The organism is Arthrobacter sp. P1_B3 (genome assembly GCF_056406615.1).
Window position 1 is genome coordinate 169,236 of the sequence record NZ_JBFTZV010000003.1, and the last position, 18,644, is coordinate 187,879.

At 66.7% G+C, this 18,644-nt stretch carries 17 protein-coding genes; 5 read left to right on the plus strand and 12 right to left on the minus strand.

Annotated elements, in window-relative coordinates; all coding sequences use genetic code 11:
* Complete coding sequence (locus AC1D2F_RS05170) at positions 1 to 693, plus strand: hypothetical protein (RefSeq protein ID WP_476966330.1); 693 nt, start codon at positions 1 to 3, stop codon at positions 691 to 693.
* Between the two features lie 62 nt (positions 694 to 755).
* Here the strand turns inward: AC1D2F_RS05170 and AC1D2F_RS05175 are convergent, their stop codons facing one another.
* The 9 genes from AC1D2F_RS05175 to pdxT all read right to left on the minus strand — a co-directional run bounded on the left by AC1D2F_RS05175 (position 756) and on the right by pdxT (position 10,847).
* Positions 756 to 3,074, minus strand: a complete 2,319-nt coding sequence (locus AC1D2F_RS05175; protein ID WP_414645451.1) for a RelA/SpoT family protein — start codon at positions 3,072 to 3,074, stop codon at positions 756 to 758.
* 227 nt (positions 3,075 to 3,301) lie between these two features.
* Positions 3,302 to 4,321, minus strand: a complete 1,020-nt coding sequence (gene secF, locus AC1D2F_RS05180; RefSeq protein WP_229995067.1) for a protein translocase subunit SecF — start codon at positions 4,319 to 4,321, stop codon at positions 3,302 to 3,304.
* Positions 4,322 to 6,097 (minus strand): protein translocase subunit SecD, encoded by a 1,776-nt coding sequence (gene secD, locus AC1D2F_RS05185; RefSeq protein WP_229995066.1) that lies wholly within the window; start codon positions 6,095 to 6,097, stop codon positions 4,322 to 4,324.
* A gap of 105 nt (positions 6,098 to 6,202) precedes the next feature.
* Complete coding sequence (yajC, locus tag AC1D2F_RS05190) at positions 6,203 to 6,625, minus strand: preprotein translocase subunit YajC (protein WP_229995075.1); 423 nt, start codon at positions 6,623 to 6,625, stop codon at positions 6,203 to 6,205.
* Positions 6,626 to 6,886: 261 nt separating this feature from the next.
* Positions 6,887 to 8,035, minus strand: coding sequence for a Holliday junction branch migration DNA helicase RuvB (ruvB, locus tag AC1D2F_RS05195; RefSeq protein WP_229995065.1), 1,149 nt, complete (start codon positions 8,033 to 8,035; stop codon positions 6,887 to 6,889).
* Positions 8,028 to 8,672 (minus strand): Holliday junction branch migration protein RuvA, encoded by a 645-nt coding sequence (gene ruvA, locus AC1D2F_RS05200; protein ID WP_229995064.1) that lies wholly within the window; start codon positions 8,670 to 8,672, stop codon positions 8,028 to 8,030. Before ruvA ends, ruvB begins: the two co-directional genes overlap by 8 nt.
* A 92-nt stretch (positions 8,673 to 8,764) precedes the next feature.
* Positions 8,765 to 9,343, minus strand: a complete 579-nt coding sequence (gene ruvC, locus AC1D2F_RS05205; RefSeq protein ID WP_476966331.1) for a crossover junction endodeoxyribonuclease RuvC — start codon at positions 9,341 to 9,343, stop codon at positions 8,765 to 8,767.
* Between the two features lie 34 nt (positions 9,344 to 9,377).
* Complete coding sequence (locus AC1D2F_RS05210) at positions 9,378 to 10,133, minus strand: YebC/PmpR family DNA-binding transcriptional regulator (protein ID WP_476966332.1); 756 nt, start codon at positions 10,131 to 10,133, stop codon at positions 9,378 to 9,380.
* Between the two features lie 3 nt (positions 10,134 to 10,136).
* The gene (gene pdxT, locus AC1D2F_RS05215; RefSeq protein WP_229995061.1) at positions 10,137 to 10,847 is read right to left on the minus strand and encodes a pyridoxal 5'-phosphate synthase glutaminase subunit PdxT; all 711 of its coding nucleotides are present in this window, start codon (positions 10,845 to 10,847) and stop codon (positions 10,137 to 10,139) included.
* An 80-nt stretch (positions 10,848 to 10,927) separates the two neighbouring features.
* Here pdxT and AC1D2F_RS05220 point away from each other — a divergent pair, with 80 nt between their 5' ends.
* From AC1D2F_RS05220 to AC1D2F_RS05230, 3 genes are read left to right on the plus strand one after another with little or no spacing between them, the layout of a single operon-like run.
* A complete protein-coding gene (locus AC1D2F_RS05220; protein WP_229995060.1) occupies positions 10,928 to 12,217 on the plus strand; it encodes a Mur ligase family protein in 1,290 nt (429 codons plus the stop codon).
* Positions 12,214 to 13,011 carry a type 1 glutamine amidotransferase gene (locus tag AC1D2F_RS05225; RefSeq protein ID WP_290369388.1) on the plus strand — a complete coding sequence of 266 codons (798 nt, stop codon included), beginning with the start codon at positions 12,214 to 12,216 and terminating at the stop codon, positions 13,009 to 13,011. Before AC1D2F_RS05220 ends, AC1D2F_RS05225 begins: the two co-directional genes overlap by 4 nt.
* A 5-nt stretch (positions 13,012 to 13,016) precedes the next feature.
* Positions 13,017 to 13,499, plus strand: a complete 483-nt coding sequence (locus AC1D2F_RS05230) for a GNAT family N-acetyltransferase (protein WP_476966333.1) — start codon at positions 13,017 to 13,019, stop codon at positions 13,497 to 13,499.
* Here AC1D2F_RS05230 and AC1D2F_RS05235 read toward each other — a convergent pair.
* From AC1D2F_RS05235 to AC1D2F_RS05245, 3 genes are read right to left on the minus strand one after another with little or no spacing between them, the layout of a single operon-like run.
* Positions 13,496 to 14,335, minus strand: a complete 840-nt coding sequence (locus AC1D2F_RS05235; RefSeq protein WP_476966334.1) for an alpha/beta fold hydrolase — start codon at positions 14,333 to 14,335, stop codon at positions 13,496 to 13,498. The genes AC1D2F_RS05230 and AC1D2F_RS05235 overlap by 4 nt on opposite strands.
* Positions 14,332 to 15,183, minus strand: coding sequence for an alpha/beta fold hydrolase (locus AC1D2F_RS05240; protein ID WP_229995057.1), 852 nt, complete (start codon positions 15,181 to 15,183; stop codon positions 14,332 to 14,334). The genes AC1D2F_RS05235 and AC1D2F_RS05240 overlap by 4 nt, the downstream gene beginning before the upstream one ends.
* An 11-nt stretch (positions 15,184 to 15,194) precedes the next feature.
* Entirely contained in the window at positions 15,195 to 16,472 is a 1,278-nt protein-coding gene (locus AC1D2F_RS05245) for a CapA family protein (protein WP_476966335.1), read from the minus strand.
* 82 nt (positions 16,473 to 16,554) lie between these two features.
* Between AC1D2F_RS05245 and AC1D2F_RS05250 the strand changes: the two genes are divergently transcribed.
* Positions 16,555 to 18,567, plus strand: coding sequence for a M3 family metallopeptidase (locus tag AC1D2F_RS05250; protein WP_229994064.1), 2,013 nt, complete (start codon positions 16,555 to 16,557; stop codon positions 18,565 to 18,567).
* Positions 18,568 to 18,644: the final 77 nt, after the last annotated feature.

Sequence of the window (18,644 nt, forward strand, 5' to 3'; positions counted from 1 at the left end):
ATGGTACTCATGCCCCGCGCTCCCGCCGCACGTTCCGGGCAGCCTGTTCCGGACCGGGGCGCCCCCGGAATACCTGTTCCGGGCCGGCGCGCTCCCGGGCCGGGGCCGGAGCACTGCGAGCTCTACTCCCCCGGCGCGCTGTTCTCCTGGCCGGAGCTGCAGGCCATGGCCGCCGACGGTGTGCTGACGCAGCTGTACCAGCGCGGCTATCTGCCCCCGGGCGCCCCTGCCAGTCCGCAGCTTCGCGCCCGCGCCGCGTCACTGGCTGTGGCGCCGGCGATCCGGCAGCGGGTCGTGGCGGGGCGGATGACCGCGGCCTGGATCTATGGTTGCGCCGCGGAGCCGGACCGCCTGGCGCTGCTGGTTGACGCCAACCGACGGATTTCCAGCCTGAGGTCCGTGCGCGGCTGCACCTTCCACGAAGTTCGGCTGGGGCCGTTCGACGTCGTGAGCATGGGAGGTCTGATGGTGTCCAGCCCGCTGCGCACGGCCGTGGACGTGGCCTTGCATGTGGAGGCGGAACGGGCCGTGCCGGCCCTGAGGGCGTTACTGGCCCGTCCCGAGCTGGGCGTGCGTCTCCGGCTGCTCAGGCTTGCCGTCGAGGCCAGCCCGCGCGTCCCGCACAAACGGGCGGCGCTGGCGAAGCTGGCCGCCCTCCCGGCACAGCCGGAGGCGCCCGATGCAGCGGGCTAGCGTTGCTGGGTGCCGGACAGGTATCCTGGCCCGGCTTCCCGGGTCCGACCGCCGGGGCCGGATCAGCTGCGGCGGCGGTTTCCGGTGGTGCGGTACACGTCGAAGACGCCGTCGATCCGGCGGACTGCGCTAAGCACATGGCTGAGGTACTTGGGATCGCCCATTTCGAACGCAAACTTCGAGATTGCCACGCGATCCGTGGACGTGTGGACGCTCGCCGCCAGGATGTTGACGTGGTTTTCCGAGAGCACGCGGGTGACGTCGGAGAGCAGCGATTTGCGGTCCAGTGCTTCGACCTGGATCTCCACGAGGAACACGCTGGCCTGCGTGGGCGCCCAGTCCACTTCCACGATCCTGTCCGGCTGACCCATCAGACCGCTCACGTTCGTGCAGTCGGTCCGGTGCACAGAGACGCCGGAGCCGCGCGTGACGAAGCCAAGGATCGGGTCCGGCGGGACCGGCGTGCAGCACCGGGCCAGCTTCACCCAGACGTCGTCCACGCCGCGGACAACAACACCGGAATCGGAGAACCGGGTCTTGCTGACCTGGGTGGGGATGGAGACTTCGGTGAGGGCGTCGTCCGGGTGCTCGTTTCCACCGAGGCTCTCCACCAGGCGTTCCATGACGGACTGTGCGGAGGTGTGGCCGTCGCCCACGCCGGCGTAGAGCCCGGAGATGTCGACATACTTGAAGTCCTCCGCGATCGCGGCGAGGGCGTCGTGGGTCATGAGCCGCTGCAGCGGGAGGTTTTGCTTCCGCATCGCCTTGGTCAGCAGGTCCTTGCCGCGGTCAATCGCTTCCTCGCGGCGTTCCTTGCTGAACCATTGCCTGATCTTGTTACGGGCCCGGGCGCTCTTGACGAAGTGCTGCCAGTCCTGGCTGGGGCCGGCGCCTTCAGCCTTGGAGGTGAAGATTTCCACCCAGTCGCCGTGGTTCAGTTCGCTGTTGAGTGGAACGAGCTTGCCGTTGACGCGCGCGCCTATGGTCCGGTGGCCCACCTCGGTGTGCACGGCATAGGCGAAGTCCACGGGCGTGGATCCGGCAGGCAGGGCCATGACCTCGCCCTTGGGGGTGAACACGAACACTTCGCGGGCGTTGATTTCAAAGCGCAGGGAGTCGAGGAACTCGCCGGGGTCCGACGTTTCCTGCTGCCAGTCCACGAGGGAGCGCAGCCAGCCCATGTCGCCGTCGCGCGGGCTGCCTGGCCCGGCGGCCGTCCTGTTCGGCTGGTCCTTGTACTTCCAGTGCGCGGCGACGCCGTACTCGGCCCGCCGGTGCATTTCATGGGTGCGGATCTGGATTTCCACCGGCTTGCCGCCGGGACCGATCACCGTGGTGTGCAACGACTGGTACATGTTGAACTTGGGCATCGCGATATAGTCCTTGAACCGCCCGGGCAGGGGGTTCCAGCGCGAGTGCATCGCGCCCAGGGCCGCATAACAGTCGCGGACTGAATCGACCAGGACACGGACGCCCATGAGGTCGTTGATGTCGTCAAAGTCTTTATCGCGGACGATCATCTTCTGGTAGATCGAGTAGTAGTGCTTTGGCCGTCCGGTGATCGTGGCCTTGATCTTCGCTGCCCGGAGGTCTTCGGTGATCTGGTTACGGATGACCGAAAGGTTCTTTTCGCGCTCCGGCGTCCGGTCCCCCACCATGCGCACGATTTCCTCGTACACCTTGGGATACAGGGCAGCGAAGGACAGATCCTCCAGCTCCCACTTGATGGTGTTCATGCCCAGCCGGTGGGCCAGCGGCGCAAAGATTTCCAGGGTTTCGCGCGCCTTGCGGGCCGAGGACTCAGCCGAGACAAAGCGCCACGTGCGGGCGTTGTGGAGCCGGTCGGCGAGTTTGATCATCAGGACACGGATGTCCTTGGCCATGGCGACGACCATCTTGCGCACGGTCTCGGACTGGGCCGCCTCACCAAAGCTGACCTTGTCCAGCTTGGTGACGCCGTCCACGAGCATGGCCACTTCCGGGCCGAACTCGGCCTTCAGGTCTGCCAGCGTGTAGGAGGTGTCTTCGACAGTGTCGTGCAGCAAGGCCGCGGCCAGCGTGGTGCCGCTGAGGCCAAGTTCGGCGAGGATGGTGGCCACCGCGACCGGGTGCGTGATGTACGGGTCCCCGCTCTTGCGCTTTTGGCCCCGGTGGCAGCGCTCGGCAACCACAAAGGCGCGCTGGATGAGGTCGAAATCCTCTTTGGGGTTGTTGGCACGGACCGTGCGCAGCAACGGCTCCAGGATCGGCGAGTACGCGGGAGCACCGCGGCCAGTCAGCCGGGCAAGGCGTGATCTCGTGCGCTCGCGCCGGCCAGGAAACGTCGGCCGGGCACCTGAATTGTGAACCGGCACGGAAACATCGGGACGTCCGGGACCCACTAGGTCAGTCTGAGAACCCTGACCCAGGCCCTCGTCCGCAGGTGCCTTCGGCACCGGCGTCGAACGTTCTTCCAATGGAGCACCTCTCGCGACCGGTTAATTATTCAAGTGTATTCCCGCGGCAGGATACTTCGATAACCGGCCGGGATACGGCGACGGGCCGGGGCCGTCGAAATTGACGCCTCCGGCCCGTCTGCTGGGCTTGTGCTTAGGGTCTGGCGGGAGGCTCAGGCCGTAGCTGGCGACGCCGAAGACGTGGTCTTGGCGGCCGCTTCGGCGCGCCGCTGTTCCACCCGCTTGGCCTGCTTGACGAGCTCAGGTTCGCCCTGCCGCAGCGCGGCGTACAGCGGAGCCGCGATGAAAATCGTCGCGGCGGTGCCCACCAGGATGCCCACGAACAGTGCCAGGGACAGGTCCCGCAGCGTTCCGGCACCGAGCAGCCCGGCACCGATGAAGAGGATCGCGCCGACCGGCAGGATGGCCACCACCATGGTGTTGATGGACCGGACCAGGGTCTGGTTGATGGCGAGGTTGACCTCTTCGGCGAAGGTCCGCCGGGTKGACGCCTGCATGTCCGAGGTGTTTTCGCGGATCTTGTCGAACACCACCACGGTGTCGTACAGCGAATAGCTGAGGACTGTGAGGAAGCCGATGATGGCCGACGGCGTCACTTCGAAGTCACTGAGGCCGTATACACCGGCGGTCATGAACATCGTGACGGCCATGCCGACAAGTGCCGAGAGCGACATCTTCCAGGTCCGGAAGTAGAGCGCCATCAGGACGGCGGCCAGACCCACAAAGATTGCCAGGCCCATCAGCGCCTGCTTCGTGACGTCCGCACCCCAGGTGGGGCCGACGAAGGTTGACGTGACCTCGTTATCCGTCACGCCATAGGCCTTGGTGAGGCCTTCCTTGATCTGCAGCGTCTCGTCGTCGGTGAGCTTGTCCGTCTGGATGCGCATAGTGGTGCCGGCGACGTTAGCCACGCGAGGCACGGATCCCGTCACGACTCCCTGGACGGCTTTCTCGCCGAGGGAGGCATCGGTGGTCTTGACGTTGGAGACCGTGAATTCAGAGCCGCCGCGGAACTCGATGCCGAGGTTGAAACCACCCTTGGCGATCGGGATCAGGATCGAGAGGGCGACGGCGATCCCGGCGATCAGGAACCAGATCTTCCTGTAACCGACGAAGTCGTACGAGCGCTTGCCCGTGTACAGCTCATTGCCGAATGTTGAGAAGTTGACCATTTACTTGCCCTCCTTGGACGCGCTCTTGGAGGTACCGGCGAGCTGTGCCTGTTGTGCCTGATCCTGCTTTTCGGCGAGACGGCGTTCTGCAATGGTCATCCGGCGTTCTGCCTCGGCGGCGGCGCCGGTGTTCTTCGCGCGCACCACTGCCACGGGCTTGTCCTCCGGGGTACGCATCCTGCCGGCACCGCGGTACAGCGGGACGGCTCCCAGGCGCTTCGGGTCCAGACCCGAGAACCTGTGGCCTTCGCCGAAGAACTTGGTCCGGGCCAGCAGCTGCAGGGTGGGGTGGGTGAACATGAACACGACGATGAGGTCGGCGATCGCGGTGAGGCCGAGGGTGAACGCGAAGCCGCGGACGTTGCCCACCGCCACGAAGAACAGCACCACGGCCGCGAGGAGGTTCACGGCCTTGGAGGCGAGGATGGTGCGCTTGGCCCGCTTCCAGCCGTTTTCCACGGCCGAGACGAGGCCGCGGCCTTCGCGGAGCTCATCGCGGATGCGTTCGAAGTAGACGATGAACGAGTCGGCCGTCTGGCCGATCGCCACGATCAGGCCGGCGACGCCGGCGAGCGAAAGCCGGTAGTTTTCGGTCCAGCCGAGGATGGCGATGGCCAGGAACGTCAGCACCCCGGCGATCACGAGGGAAGCCACGGTCACGAGGCCAAGGGCCCGGTACTGGAACAGCGAGTAGACAAACACCAGCAGGAGGCCGATCACGCCGGCGAGCATACCCATGCGGAGCTGCTCCCCGCCGAGGGTTGCCGAGATCTGCTGTTCGCTCTGGATTTCGAAGCTGATCGGCAGGGCACCGAAACGAAGCTGGTCCGAGAGGGCCTTGGCCGACTCCTCGGTAAACCCGCCGGTGATCTGCGGCCGGCCGTCGGTGATGACGGCGAGAGAGCGCGGGGCGGAGATGACCTGGTCGTCCAGGACGATTGCGAACTGGGACTTCGGATCCGAGCCGGTCTGGCCGCCGCCGGCGGCATAGAACTTGTACAGACGCTCTGTGATTTCCTTGAACTTGGTGGTGCCCGCGTCATCGAACTGGATGTTGACGGCCCATTCATTGGTCACGGCACCCTGGGCGCCGCGCTGCAGCTGGAACGAGGACGACTTGATGTTCGAGCCCTTCACCTCAACCGGACCGAGGATGTACTTGATCGCCGGCGAATTGGCCGACGCCGGCTCACAGGTCACCAGCGGCTTGGTCGGGTCGGAGCGCTGCTGCTTGTCCTGGGACGGGTTGTCGCAGTCGAGTGCCTCAAACTGCTTGTAGACCTCGGGGGTAATCCAGTTCTCGTCGCTGCTGTTGGCGGGTTCCGCCGTCGGCTTCGGCAGCTGGTCGGCCGGGGTCCGGGACGCCTCTGGGACCGCAGCGCCGGGGCCAGTCTGGATAACCGGGCGGAAGTTCATGTCGGCGGAGGCCTGGATCAGCGCACGGGTCTCCTTGGCAGGCGTTCCCGGGAGGCTGACGACCACGTTGCGGCCGGACTGCGTGCTGATTTCCGCTTCCGCTACGCCCGAGCCGTCCACGCGCTGACGAATGATCGCCACGGCCTGGTTGAGCTGGTCTTCGGTAATACCCGAACCACCCTCAACCTTGGGCGCCAGGATCATCTGGGTGCCGCCTTCAAGGTCCAGGGCGAGCTTTGGAGCCCAGCCCGCCTGGCCGGCAATCGTGCCGCCCGCCAGGACAGCCGTCATGGCGGCGATGAGTACGCCAAGCCAGACCAGCATCCTGATGGCTGAGTTTTTGGGGCCAGTTCGTGCCATTGTCGATCTTTCTATTATTTGCGGCGGATCCGCCGGCGCGGGCTCTGGGCCCCCGCCGACGGATGCCCGCAACCGTTGCTTCGCGGGACAGCTCAGGTAGGCAGACTAGCTGTCTTTTTTACCTTCGTCATTGAGGCGGCGCAGGGTTTCCTCGGGAGTTTCATTGATGGGCGCTTCGTTGACAGCGGCGGCGCTGTCCGTGTTCTCAGCGTTCACCTTCTCAGTGGTCAGCGAGGACGCGTCGTCGGGAACAACCGTCGGCTCCTCGGCCGCAACAACCGGCTCCACAATTTTGGTGACGGCCTGCCGGTGCACGGTGGCGGTGTTGCCCGGGGAGAGCTCGAGCGTGACCTTGTTCTCGGCCTCATCGATGTTGATGATCCGCCCGAACAGTCCGAAGCTCGTCATGACCTCCACACCGGGCTCGAACTTGGACTGAAGCTTGGCCTGCTGCTGCTGGGTCTTCTTGTTGCGGCGGAACATCATGAAGACGAAAAGTCCGAGCATGACGAACAGGAGAACCGTCATGATGTCGATGCCGCCGCCGGCCTGCGGCTGGGTCTGGGCAGAAATAAGTCCGAACACAGGGATTGTTCCGTTCTCTACTTGCATAGCTGTTTTTCAGCAACGTCCGTTTGCTCCGGGCGGCGCGGGCAGGGGTCTGCACAGCAAGCTGGCAAAGAGACCATCCCCAAACCGCCGGCGGCTACCTGCTCTCCGCCCACGGAAACAAAACCCGAACGTGCCGAGCGTCATACCAGTCTAAAGGGAAAAGCTGAAAGTACGGTGCTAGCGGCTGTTTCTGATTCGCTGCGGACCTGTTTCGTCACCGAGAACCCCGCCGGACTCGCCCTGCGGGCCCCCGCCCAGCTCATCGGCCCGCTCATCGGACAGCTCATCGGCCCGGAACAGCTCCAGCGGGTCCTGGCCGAAGACGCCGGCAGGAACGGCGAAGCCCAAGTGCGTCCACGCCGGCGCCAGGGCTATGCGGCCGCGTGGCGTCCGGCCCAGCAGCCCCTCCCGCACCAGGTAGGGCTCGGCGACCGTTTCCACGGTCTCCGTTTCCTCGCCGACGGCGATCGCGAGGGTGGACAGGCCCACCGGCCCGCCGCCGAACTTGGTAATGAGGGCTTCGAGAACGGCGCGGTCCAGCCGGTCCAGGCCGCGTTTGTCTACCTCGTACATATCCAGGGCGGCGGACGCCGCCCTGGCATCAATTTGCTCGATGCCGTGCACGAGTGCCCAGTCCCGGACCCGGCGCAGGAGCCGGTTGGCGATGCGCGGCGTGCCCCGGGACCGGCCGGCGATCTCGCTGAATCCGGCCGAGTTGACCTTGAGGTCCAGCAAGCCGGCGGAACGGCGCAGAACCAGTTCCAACTCTTCCACTGAGTAAAACTCAAGGTGGCCGGTGAAACCGAACCGGTCCCGCAACGGCCCTGGAAGCAGGCCAGCCCGCGTGGTGGCGCCGACCAGCGTAAAGGGCGGCAGTTCCAGCGGGATGGCCGTGGCGCCGGCGCCTTTGCCGACGACGATGTCGACGCGGAAATCCTCCATCGCCATGTACAGCATTTCCTCGGCCGGGCGGGACATGCGGTGGATTTCGTCCAGGAACAGGACCTCGCCTTCAGAGAGCGAGGACAGGATGGCTGCGAGATCGCCCGCGTGCTGGATGGCCGGGCCGCTGCTGATCCGCAGCGGGACGTTCATTTCGGCGGCGATGATCATGGACAGCGTGGTCTTGCCCAGCCCTGGAGGGCCGGAGAGCAGCACGTGGTCCGCGCTGCGGCCACGCATGCGCGAGGCTTCCAGGACGAGGGACAGTTGCTTGCGGACCCGGTGCTGGCCCACGAAGTCGTGCAGATTCTTGGGCCGGAGGGCGGCTTCGATGACGCGCTCCTCCGGCTCTTCTCCCCCGGCGACAATCGATGGCTCAGCCACGCGCGCCTACCCGGTTTCCGGCGCGGGCGCCGTCCTGCCCCAGCCAGCGCAGCGTCGCGCGGAGGATTTCCGCCACATTGCCGTTCGCGGCCAGGTCCGGGGAATCGGCCAGGGATTTGTCGATGCTGGCGGTGGCGTCCTTTTCGGACCAGCCAAGGCTGGTCATCGCGGCGACGACCTGCGGCTTCCAGACGGATTCCGCGGAAACCGCCGCGACGGGCGCACCAGCGGTGCCGTGCGGCACGAGCTTGCCGGCGAGTTCCAGCACGATCCGGCCGGCCACCTTCGGTCCAATTCCGGGGACCTTCGTGAAGGCCTTGCCGTCGCCGGAGTGGGCGGCCACGCGGATGGCTTCCGGCTCGTGGACTGCCAGCACGGCCAGGGCCAGGCGGGGTCCGACGCCGCTGACGCTGAGCAGGATATCGAACACTTCCCGCTCGTCATCGCTGGCGAAGCCGAACAGGGTCAGCGAGTCCTCCCGCACGATCAGGGACGTGAACAGCTTCCCCTCCTCCCCCACCCGGAGGCCGCTGAGGGTCTGGGGCGTGGCGCTGACGCTCATGCCGGCGCCGTTGAGGTCGATCACGGCGGAGGACAGGCCAACGTGCGCAACGGTTCCGCGAAGAAAACTGATCAAGGCCGGGCTCCTGGGTCTGCAGCCGGGTAACCCGACTATCCGAACATATCTACGAATACCCTACCAAGTTCCAAGGGGGGACAGCCGGACATTCAGCGCGCACGGCGCGCTTTTGCCTCCGCGTCCGCCCACGCCCGCTGGGCCGGAGTGAGGGACTGGCTGCCCGGGCCCGTCGTCGCCACGGCGGCGCCGCTGCCGGCCCGCCAGGCGTGGGTAATGGCCAGCGCGAGGGCGTCGGCGGCGTCGGCGGGGCGCGGGGGCGCGTCCAGCCGGAGGATCTTGGTCACCAGCTTCGTGACTGCGTCCTTGTTCGAGGTCCCGCTTCCCGTCACGGCGGCCTTGACCTCGGACGGAGTGTGAAGCGCCACCGGGATGCCGCGGCGCGCGGCGGCGGCAATGACCACGCCGGAGGCCTGCGCCACGCCCATGACCGTGCTGACGTTGAGCTGGGAAAAGACCCGCTCCACGGCGAGGACGTGCGGTTCGTACTGGTCCAGCCACTCGTCGATGGACGTGGCGATGACAAGCAGCCGCTGGTCCAGGCTCTCCTCGGGGGACGTGCCCACTACGCCGAAGGCCACCATGGTGGCCCGCCGGTTTCTTTCGACGTCGACGACGCCGAGCCCGCAACGGGTGAGGCCCGGGTCAACCCCCAGGACGCGCAGGGTCAAGACCGGGCCTCAAAATCACGGCTGGGTGAGGGTGTCACTCGGCTTCCAGTGCGGCCTGCACTTCGTCGCTGAGGTCGGCGTTGCTGTAGACGTTCTGGACGTCGTCGAGTTCTTCCAGGGCGTCCACGAGCTTCATGAACTTCTTGGCGGCGTCGAGGTCCAGCGGCACCTGCATCGACGGCACAAACTCGGCCTCATCGGTGTCGTACTCGATTCCGGCTTCCTTGAGGGCATCGCGGATGGCCTGGAGGTCGGTCGGCTCTGAGTGGATCTCGAAGCCGTCGCCGTTGTCCTTGACTTCCTCGGCTCCGGMGTCGAGGACTGCCATCAGGACGTCGTCTTCGCTGAGACCGTTCTTCGGCAGCGAGACGACGCCCTTGCGGCTGAAGAGGTAGCTGACCGAACCGGGATCGGCGATCGTGCCGCCGTTGCGGGAGATGGCGAGCCGGACCTCGGAGGCGGCGCGGTTCTTGTTGTCCGTGAGGCACTCGATCAGCAGCGCGGAGCCCTGCGGGCCGCGGCACTCGTACATGATTTCGGTGTAGTCCACGACTTCGCCGGTGAGCCCGGCGCCGCGCTTGATGGCGCGGTCGATATTGTCGGCGGGCACCGAGGTCTTCTTCGCCTTGGTGACGGCGAGTTCCAGGCTCGGGTTGCCGGACAGGTCAGGGCCGCCCATGCGCGCGGCGACTTCGATGTTCTTGATCAGCTTGGCGAACGACTTGGCCCGGCGGCTATCAAGGATGGCCTTCTTATGCTTGGTCGTCGCCCATTTGGAGTGGCCTGACATGCTTTACGCTTCTCCTCTGATCATTCGAATAAACAGTTCATGCACGCGCTTCTCCCCCGTCACTTCCGGGTGGAAGGAGGTGGCCAGCAGCTTGCCGGAACGCACTGCAACAATTCTAGCCGTCCCGTCCAGGACAGCGGCATGCGAGGCATGCTCCGGGTCCGCGGGTTCCACCTGCGCCAGGACCTCGACGCCCGGACCCATACGCTCCACCCATGGGCCGCGGATGAATACCGCATGGACGGGAGCCACACCGGAGCCGGTGTCGCTGAAGCCCAGTCCCTTGAATTCGAGATCGGTCTCGAAGGACTCGCGCTGCCGGCCGAAAGCATTGCGGCGCACCGTAATATCCAGGCCGCCGAAGGTCTGCTGCGGGTTCCCGGCAAGGTCCGTCGCCGGATCTGCGATCTCGTCCGCGAGCAGGATCATGCCCGCGCAGGAGCCATAAACTGGCAGGCCGTCGGCGATGAGTTTGCGCAACGGATCCGCGAGATCGAAGGCGCGTGCGAGCTTGTCGATGGTGGTGGATTCACCGCCGGGAATGATCAGGCCGTCGAGGCCGTCGAGCTCGGCCGGGCGGCGGACTCCGATGCCGGTGGCGCCCATATCTTCCGCTGCACGCAAGTGCTCCCGGAAGTCGCCTTGAAGGGCGAGGACACCGATCCGTAGGCCTGTACCCGCGCGGGAAAGGTCCGAAGAAGGGGGGTTGGTCATCCATTCAGCATAGTGCTACTGCCTCCGTCCGGGCGCCGCCCGGCAGGGTTCCATGCCGCTGCTGGGATATATTACAGAGCATGCTTTACTTCAGCGTTCCGCTCGGCAAGCTCGTCCGCCGGGTCTCCCGGCTCAGGGGCGGAGGCTCGGCCCTTCCCGGGCTTGTGGTCGAAAAAATCGACCCCGGTTTCATGCGGCGGACACTGTCCACGCTGCCACTGGGGGTCGCCGTCGTCAGTGGCACGAACGGGAAGACCACCACCACCAAGATGGTGGTGGAACTTCTGGAGAGCCAGGGGCTGAAGGTCTTCACCAACCGCACCGGCAGCAACTTCACCCGCGGCGTGGCCGCGGCGCTCCTGGGCGAGGTGGACTGGCGGGGCCGGCTCGATGCCGACGTCGCGGTCCTGGAACTGGACGAGGCGCACGCCGTGCACTTCGTCAACAAGGTCCCGCCGCGGTACAGCCTCCTGCTCAATGTCCTCCGCGACCAGCTGGACCGTTTCGGCGAGATCGATAAGACCGCTGAACTGCTCCAGCACATCGCGTCCAAGACCACCGGGACCGTTGTCCTGAACCGGGAAGACCCCCGCGTGGCCCGGATCGCCCAGACCCTGGACGGGCCGGAGGTGCTCTACTTCGGGCTGGACGATTCCCTGCTGAGCACCTTCCCCAACGACGACGACATGCGCGCCGCCCCGGGGAGCCCGGTGCCTCCCGCACCGGCCCGGCCGGCCGCCGACGTCGTGCTGCGCCGCGTGGGCGCCGACGACGCCGATTTCGAGTACGACGGCGCGACGGTCACCACGGCGATGAAGCTGCGCGGCGTCTACAACATCTTCAATGCCGCCGCCGCACTGACCCTGGCCCGCGGTGTCTCGGGCGCCCGCGGCACCGGTACCGACCAGGCCGGCCTGCTCACGGCGCTGTCCAAGGTGGCGCCGGCGTTCGGCCGCGGCGAGAGCCTTGTGGTCGATGGCCTGCCGCTGGAACTGGTCCTGGTCAAGAACCCCAGCGGTTTCCGGCTCGGCCTGAAATCGTTCCCGGCCGCCGGGTACGCCACGATGATCGCGATCAATGACAATTACGCTGACGGACGGGACATGTCCTGGCTGTGGGACGTCGAATTCGACACCCTCCGCGACGGCGGCGTGGACCAGCTCACGGGCTCCCGCGCGTACGACATGGCGCTGCGGCTGCAGTACGACGACGTCGCCATCGGCGCCGTCGACACGGAAATCGCGCCGGCACTGGCAGCGTTCATCCGCGGCGGCCAGGGCAAGCCGAAGAGGATCTTCTGCACCTACACGGCCATGCTGGCCATCCGCCGCGAGCTGTCCAAAATCACCACAGTGGAGGTGGTCTCATGACCCCCCGGTCCCCCGAAACCCCGCACGAGCTCTCCTTTGGGCACGAACTTCCGCCCGAAGATTCCGCGGCCCCCAGCAAGGGAACCATCCGGGTCCTGCAGCTCTACCCGCGGGACATGAACATCTACGGCGACTGGGGCAACGCCCTGGTCCTCGCGCAGCGCCTGCGCTGGCACGGCTACACGCCGGAACTGCTCGAATACAACGTCGGTGACCCGTTCCCGGCAGACGTGGACCTGATTGTCGGTGGCGGCGGACAGGACAGCGGACAGCTCGTCATCCAGGACGACCTCCTCTCCCGGGAGTCCATCCTGAAGCAACTGGCCGACGCCGGCACCCCGATGCTCGTGATCTGCGGGCTGTACCAGCTCTTCGGGAAGTTCTTCAAGACCCGGCTCGGCTCGGTCCTTCCGGGCATCGGCATCCTGGACGTGGAGACCCACGGCACCGACGAACGCCTGATCGGCAACGTCACCGTCTCCTCCCCCGAGTTCGGCAGCATCCTTGGCTATGAGAACCACAGCGGCCAGACCACGCTGGGACCCGGCGTCGAACCGCTCGGAACCACCGCCAAGGGCACGGGCAACAACAGCACTGACGGCCAGGAAGGCGCCCGCTACCGCAACATCGTGGCGAGCTACCTGCACGGCTCACTGCTGCCCAAGAACCCGGCCCTCGCGGACTTCCTGATCCGGACCGCCGTCGAACGCAAATACGGGAGCTTCACGCCGGGCACCCCGGACGACTCCTACGCGGTGCTGGCGCGCGAACACGCCGCCCGCCGTCCCCGCTAACCCAGATGGCCGGCACCCAGGGCAGCGGGATCCTGATTGGGCGCGACACGCCGGGGCGTACGGATGTCCAGGAATTCTTGAGCGGGCACCTCGCGGACATGTATGCCACCTCTCCCGCGGACAGCGTGCACGCGCTGGATCACGGGGCTCTTTCCGATCCGGCGATCACGTTCTGGACCGCTCGGCAGGGCTCCGAGTTGGTCGGCTGCTGCGCTCTCAAGCAGCTGCAACCCGGTCAGGGCGAGATCAAGTCAATGCGCACCGCAGCCCACGCCCGCGRCCGGGGCATTGCGACGCTTCTGCTCGCCCACCTCCTTGAGCAGGCCCGGCAAAGCGGCTACGAACGGTTGTTCCTTGAGACCGGCAGCCAGGATTTCTTCGCCCCCGCCCGCCGGCTGTACCACCGGCACGGGTTCGTCGACTGTCCGCCGTTTGCCGACTACGCACTCGACCCGAACAGTGTCTTCATGACCCGTGACCTGCGCTAACTGCCGTTGACGAACGCCAACACGTCCCGGGCGACCCGGCTGCTGGCGGCCACCCGAAGATGACCTTGGCCTTCATACCAAATCAGTGTGCAGTCCGGGATCAGTCCGGCGGTCTCGGCTGCAACATCCTTCGGGAAGAACTTGTCGTGGTCCCCGCAGATGAGCAGTACCGGCGGCCGGATCCTTGGCAGAACGTCCCGTGAATTGAAGCTCAGCTCCGCCCGGACTTCAGTCTGTACGTCATCCGGCGGGTAGTCTGAGCCGGCGAGCAGGCGGCCACCGATGAGGGGCCCCAGTAGCCGGCGGAGCCACCTCAGCCGCGTCCCTGGAAACAGGTACTCGGCGAACACTGTCCCGGCCCGCCCGGCGTCGCCGCTAACCAGGGCGCCGGCCATCCGCGCGTCGACGTCCTTGCCCCAGTCGCTGAGCTCGGCCGCCGCGATGACCACAACGATCCGGCCGAAAGCGTCGGGGTGCAGGGCCGCGAGGTACTGGGCAATCATTCCGCCGAAGGATTCGGCCACGACGACGTCAACGTGTCCGCCGAACTCCTCCGAGATCACGTGGGCGTAGTCGCCGGCCATGTCGGTAATTGTGTGCCCGGGCGGCATGTTCCTGCGGCGCGTCACGATCCAAACGGAATATCCCGCGTTCAGATACGGCTGGAACTGCCGGCGGAACATCCGGCGCATCATCCCCTGAGGCACCGCACTGCCTGGGCCGCCCTGGATAAACAAGAGCGTCTTCGGGCCGCTTCCCCAGCACAGGTAATCCATTCCGTTCCGGAACGTCCCGCGCCTGGCACTTTGCTGAGCCGCCAGTGCTCTCGCCATCATCGGCTGACGTAGCTTCCCCGCAGCAGTTCGGCAAACTCCGCCGGCCGGGATGCCGGCCACCAGTGGCCGCTGTCCACCCGGATGACCGTGAGGTTGTCCACCCACGAATCCAGTCCGTCCACGAGGTCCGGCGACAGGAAGGAATCCTTCCGCGGCGTCACCACCAGGACGGGCATCGTCACGCGGCCGCCTGCGGGCCAGGTCCGTGCCCGGAAAAAGTTGGCGCGGTAGAGCGCCAGCCCCCGGATGGGATCATCGCCGACGTCGCGCTTCGCCGTCCGCTCGTAGCGTTTGGTGAGGAACAGGCGCCAGGCGGCCTCTGGCAGCTGCGGGACGAGGAACGCGGCAATGTACCAACTGCGGGCCAGTTGGCCGGCCAGCTGCGGCCACGCCCGGGGACGCGAATACCGGCTTCGCACCCAGCGGGCAAAGTGCCGCAGGTCCGGGCCCGAAATGGACGTGTACCGGCCGATCAGGTCCGCGGCCCTGCGGTCCTGGACGGCCGCCCAGCCCTGGATGGATCCCCAGTCATGGCCCACGAGATGGACGTCCGTGGCCCCGATAGCTGTCAGCACGGCGAACATATCATCCACGAGGGTCTTCAGGGTGAAGTCTCCGGGGAGTCCGACGACGGCGGACGCGCCCGCGTTCCGGGTGTCGTAGGCGACCACGTGGTGGCTTCTGGCCAGGTCCCGGATGGCCGGCAGGTAGACCTGATGGTCGTCGGGATAGCCGTGCACCAGCAGCAGCGTCGGCACATCCGGTCCGGGCTCCGGGCCGTACTCAAATACGGCCAGCTCGGCGCCGTGCGACGCGACCGTGCGGCGTCGTTCAGTGAACATCTCCATGCTGCCCAAGCTTAGGGCTCCTTGGCGAGAATCAGCTCGTGGGCGCCCGCCGCCGCGGCGCCCATCGACTCCAGCACAGCAGTGGTGCGCCGGCGCGTGGCGGCGTCCGCCGCCGTGCCGGCACACCGGCCCTGCGGGGCGTCGGCCGCCACCGAACACCAGCGGTAGGGTCCGCGGACCATCACCGACGGCGCCCAGGCGAGGTCCGAGGCAGCCCAGGCCCCTGTGGCGTCCTGGCTGAACTGCACCCGGACCAACAGGCCCTCGTTGTTGACCACGAACGACGGCGAGAGCTCGGTAATGCCGTTGCCGAGCCCGTACACAATCCAGGTTCCCTTGTACTTCTCGATCGGCAGCACCGAATGGCTGTGGTGCCCGTAGATCATGCTGAACAGCCCGCTGTCCACGAGCGCATGGGCGACGTCGCGCTGCTGAGTGTTCGGCACGCTGGAATACTCAGCGCCGGCGTGCATGACCCCCAGCACGATGTCGGCTCCCAAAGCCCTGGCCTTGCGCGCCCTGGAAATCATTGCGGCCGGATCGAGCAGGTCGACCTGCCAGGCCTGCTCGGCACGCAGCCCATTGAGGCCGTACGCGGCATCGACGACCGCGATCTTTGCCGCTGGGGTCTGCAGGATCAGCACTTCCTGCGACTCCGCCTCGGTCCGGTATGAGCCCGTGTGCCTGAGCCCGGCGGCGTCGAGGGCGTCCAGGGTGCGGACGAGGCCAGCGGTGCCGCGGTCAACCGTGTGGTTGCTGGCCGTCGTGCAGGCCTGATACCCCACACCCCGGACGGCGGTTAGGATCTGCGGCGGGACGTTGAAGGACGGATACCCGGAGAACGGTCCGTCCGGGCCCGCCACCGGGGTTTCCAGATGGCAGATCGCCACATCGCTCGTCTCGATGTAACGCCGCTGGCCCTCCAGCAACGGCCCGAAGTCCAGCCCCGCCGCGCCGGCAGCACGGGCATCCTCGCGGGCCTGCTGCCAGAGCTGGGGGTGGACCAGCATGTCCCCGGTGACCAGGACGGAGGTGCATCGGAGGGCCGCACAGCCGGGACCCGTACCCGGCGTCGGGGTCGGGGTCGGGGTCGGGGTCGGCGTCGGCGTCGGGGTGCCCGACGGCGGCTGAGCGCTGCCTGCCGCTCCCCCGGTACTGCCGGTTGCCGCCGAGGGGCTTGGGACGCCCGGCCGGGCGAGGAGTCCGCAGGATGCCAGCGACGCCGCGAGGACAACGGCCGCGACCGCGGACAACATCGCACCGTGCGGCGTTGCTGTCCTGGTCTTCATGCCGGTCATCCTACGTTGGGCGGAATCACAACACACGGAGGCGATCGTTGAGAACCCGCGTGCTGCATGAAAGAGTCACTTCATGACCAATCCCCTCCTGAGCCCCAGCACACTGCCCTACGGCCTGCCGCCGTTCTCGGACATCGAAGACGCGCACTTCGCCGAGGCCGTTGAGGCAGGCCTGGCCGAGCACCTTACCGAAATCCAGGCCATCGTGTCCGACCCGGCGGCCCCGTCCTTCGAGAACACCGCCTTGGCCATGGAACGCTCCGGCCGGCTTCTGGAACGGGCGGCCGCCTCGTTCTTCACCCTGGTTTCCGCGGACGCCTCGGACGCCATCCGCGACCTCGAGACCCGTCTCTCCCCGCTCTTCTCCGCCCATCAGGACGCCGTCTACCTCAACCGTGGGCTCTACGAACGCTTCGCGGCGCTGGACACTGACGTCCTGGACGGGGAGTCCGCCCGGCTGGTAGAGGAATACCTTAAGGAGTTCCGGGCCTCCGGCATCCAGCTTGACGACGCCGGCCAGGAGCGCCTCAAGGACGTCAACGCCGAGCTTGCCCGGCTCGGCACCGAGTTCGGGCAGCGCGTCAAGGAAGGCATGAAGTCCGCCGCCCTGCTGCTGGACGACGCCGCCGACCTCATCGGCCTGCCCGCCGACGACATTGCCAGCGCCGCCGAGGCCGCCAGGACCGCCGGGCACGAGGGCAAGTTCCTGCTGACCCTGATCCAGCCAAGCAACCAACCCGCCATGGCCGCCCTGGCTAACCGGGAGGTCCGCCGGCGGCTCTACGAGGCCTCGATCGGCCGCGGCAGCGGCGGCGGCAGCTTCGATGTGCTCGATCTGGTCAAGGACATGGTCAGGCTCCGCGCCGAGAAGGCGGGCCTGCTGGGGTTCGCGAACTTTGCCGAGCTGAGTGTGGACCGGCAGACGGCACCGGACTTCCAGGCCGTTCAGGACATGATGAGCCGGCTGGCCCCCGCCGCCATCCGCAACGCCGACGCCGAGGCCGACGCGCTTGCCGAGGCCTCCGGTCACCCCCTCGAGGCCTGGGACTGGGCGTATTACTCGGCCAAGGTCAAGCGTGAGCGGTATGCCGTGGACGAGCAGGCCCTGCGGCCCTACTTCGAGCTGGACCGGGTTTTGAACGACGGTGTGTTCTTCGCGGCGAACGCCCTGTACGGTGTCACCTTCCATGAACGCGCCGACCTCGCCGGCTACCACCCGGACGTGCGCGTCTGGGAAGTGAAGAATTCCGACGGCACGGACCTGGGCCTGTTCCTGGGCGACTACTACACGCGCGAAACGAAGCGCGGGGGTGCGTGGATGAATTCCCTCGTGGAGCAGTCCGGGCTGCTGAACACCCGTCCTGTGGTGATCAACAACCTCAACATCTCCAAGCCGCCGGCCGGCGAGCCCACCCTGCTGACGCTGGATGAACTCCGCACCACCTTCCACGAGTTCGGCCATGCCCTGCACGGCTTGTTTTCCGCCGTCACGTATCCCCGGTTCTCCGGTACCAACGTGCCGCGGGACTTCGTGGAATACCCGTCGCAGGTCAACGAAATGTGGATCATGTGGCCCGAGGTCCTGGCCAACTACGCCCGGCACCACGCGACCGGCGAGGCCCTGCCGCAGGAAACCGTGGACAAGCTCAACGCCGCGCAACTCTGGGGCGAAGGCTTCGCCACCACGGAATACCTCGGCGCGGCCCTGCTGGACCTGGCGTGGCACGTCCTGGACGGCTCCGATGTCCCGGAGGACGTCGTCGAGTTCGAAGCGAAGGCACTGGCCGCGGCGGGCATCGCCCACAGCCTGATCCCGCCGCGCTACCGGACAGGCTACTTCCAGCACATCTTCGCCGGCGGCTGGTACGCCGCCGGCTACTACTCCTACATCTGGAGCGAAGTCCTGGACGCCGACACCGTGGAATGGTTCAAGGAAAACGGCGGACTCAGCCGCGCTAACGGCAATTTCTTCCGGGACGAACTGCTTTCCCGCGGCAACAGCCGGGACCCGCTGGAGTCATTCCGCGCTTTCCGCGGCCGGGACGCGGATCTTGGGCCACTGCTGAAACGCCGCGGCCTCGACTAATCCTTCATCGATTGCTCCGTAGGCGCCCTTTAGGAGCCTGATAAGGGCAGTTACGGAGCAATCGACGGGGAAACGAC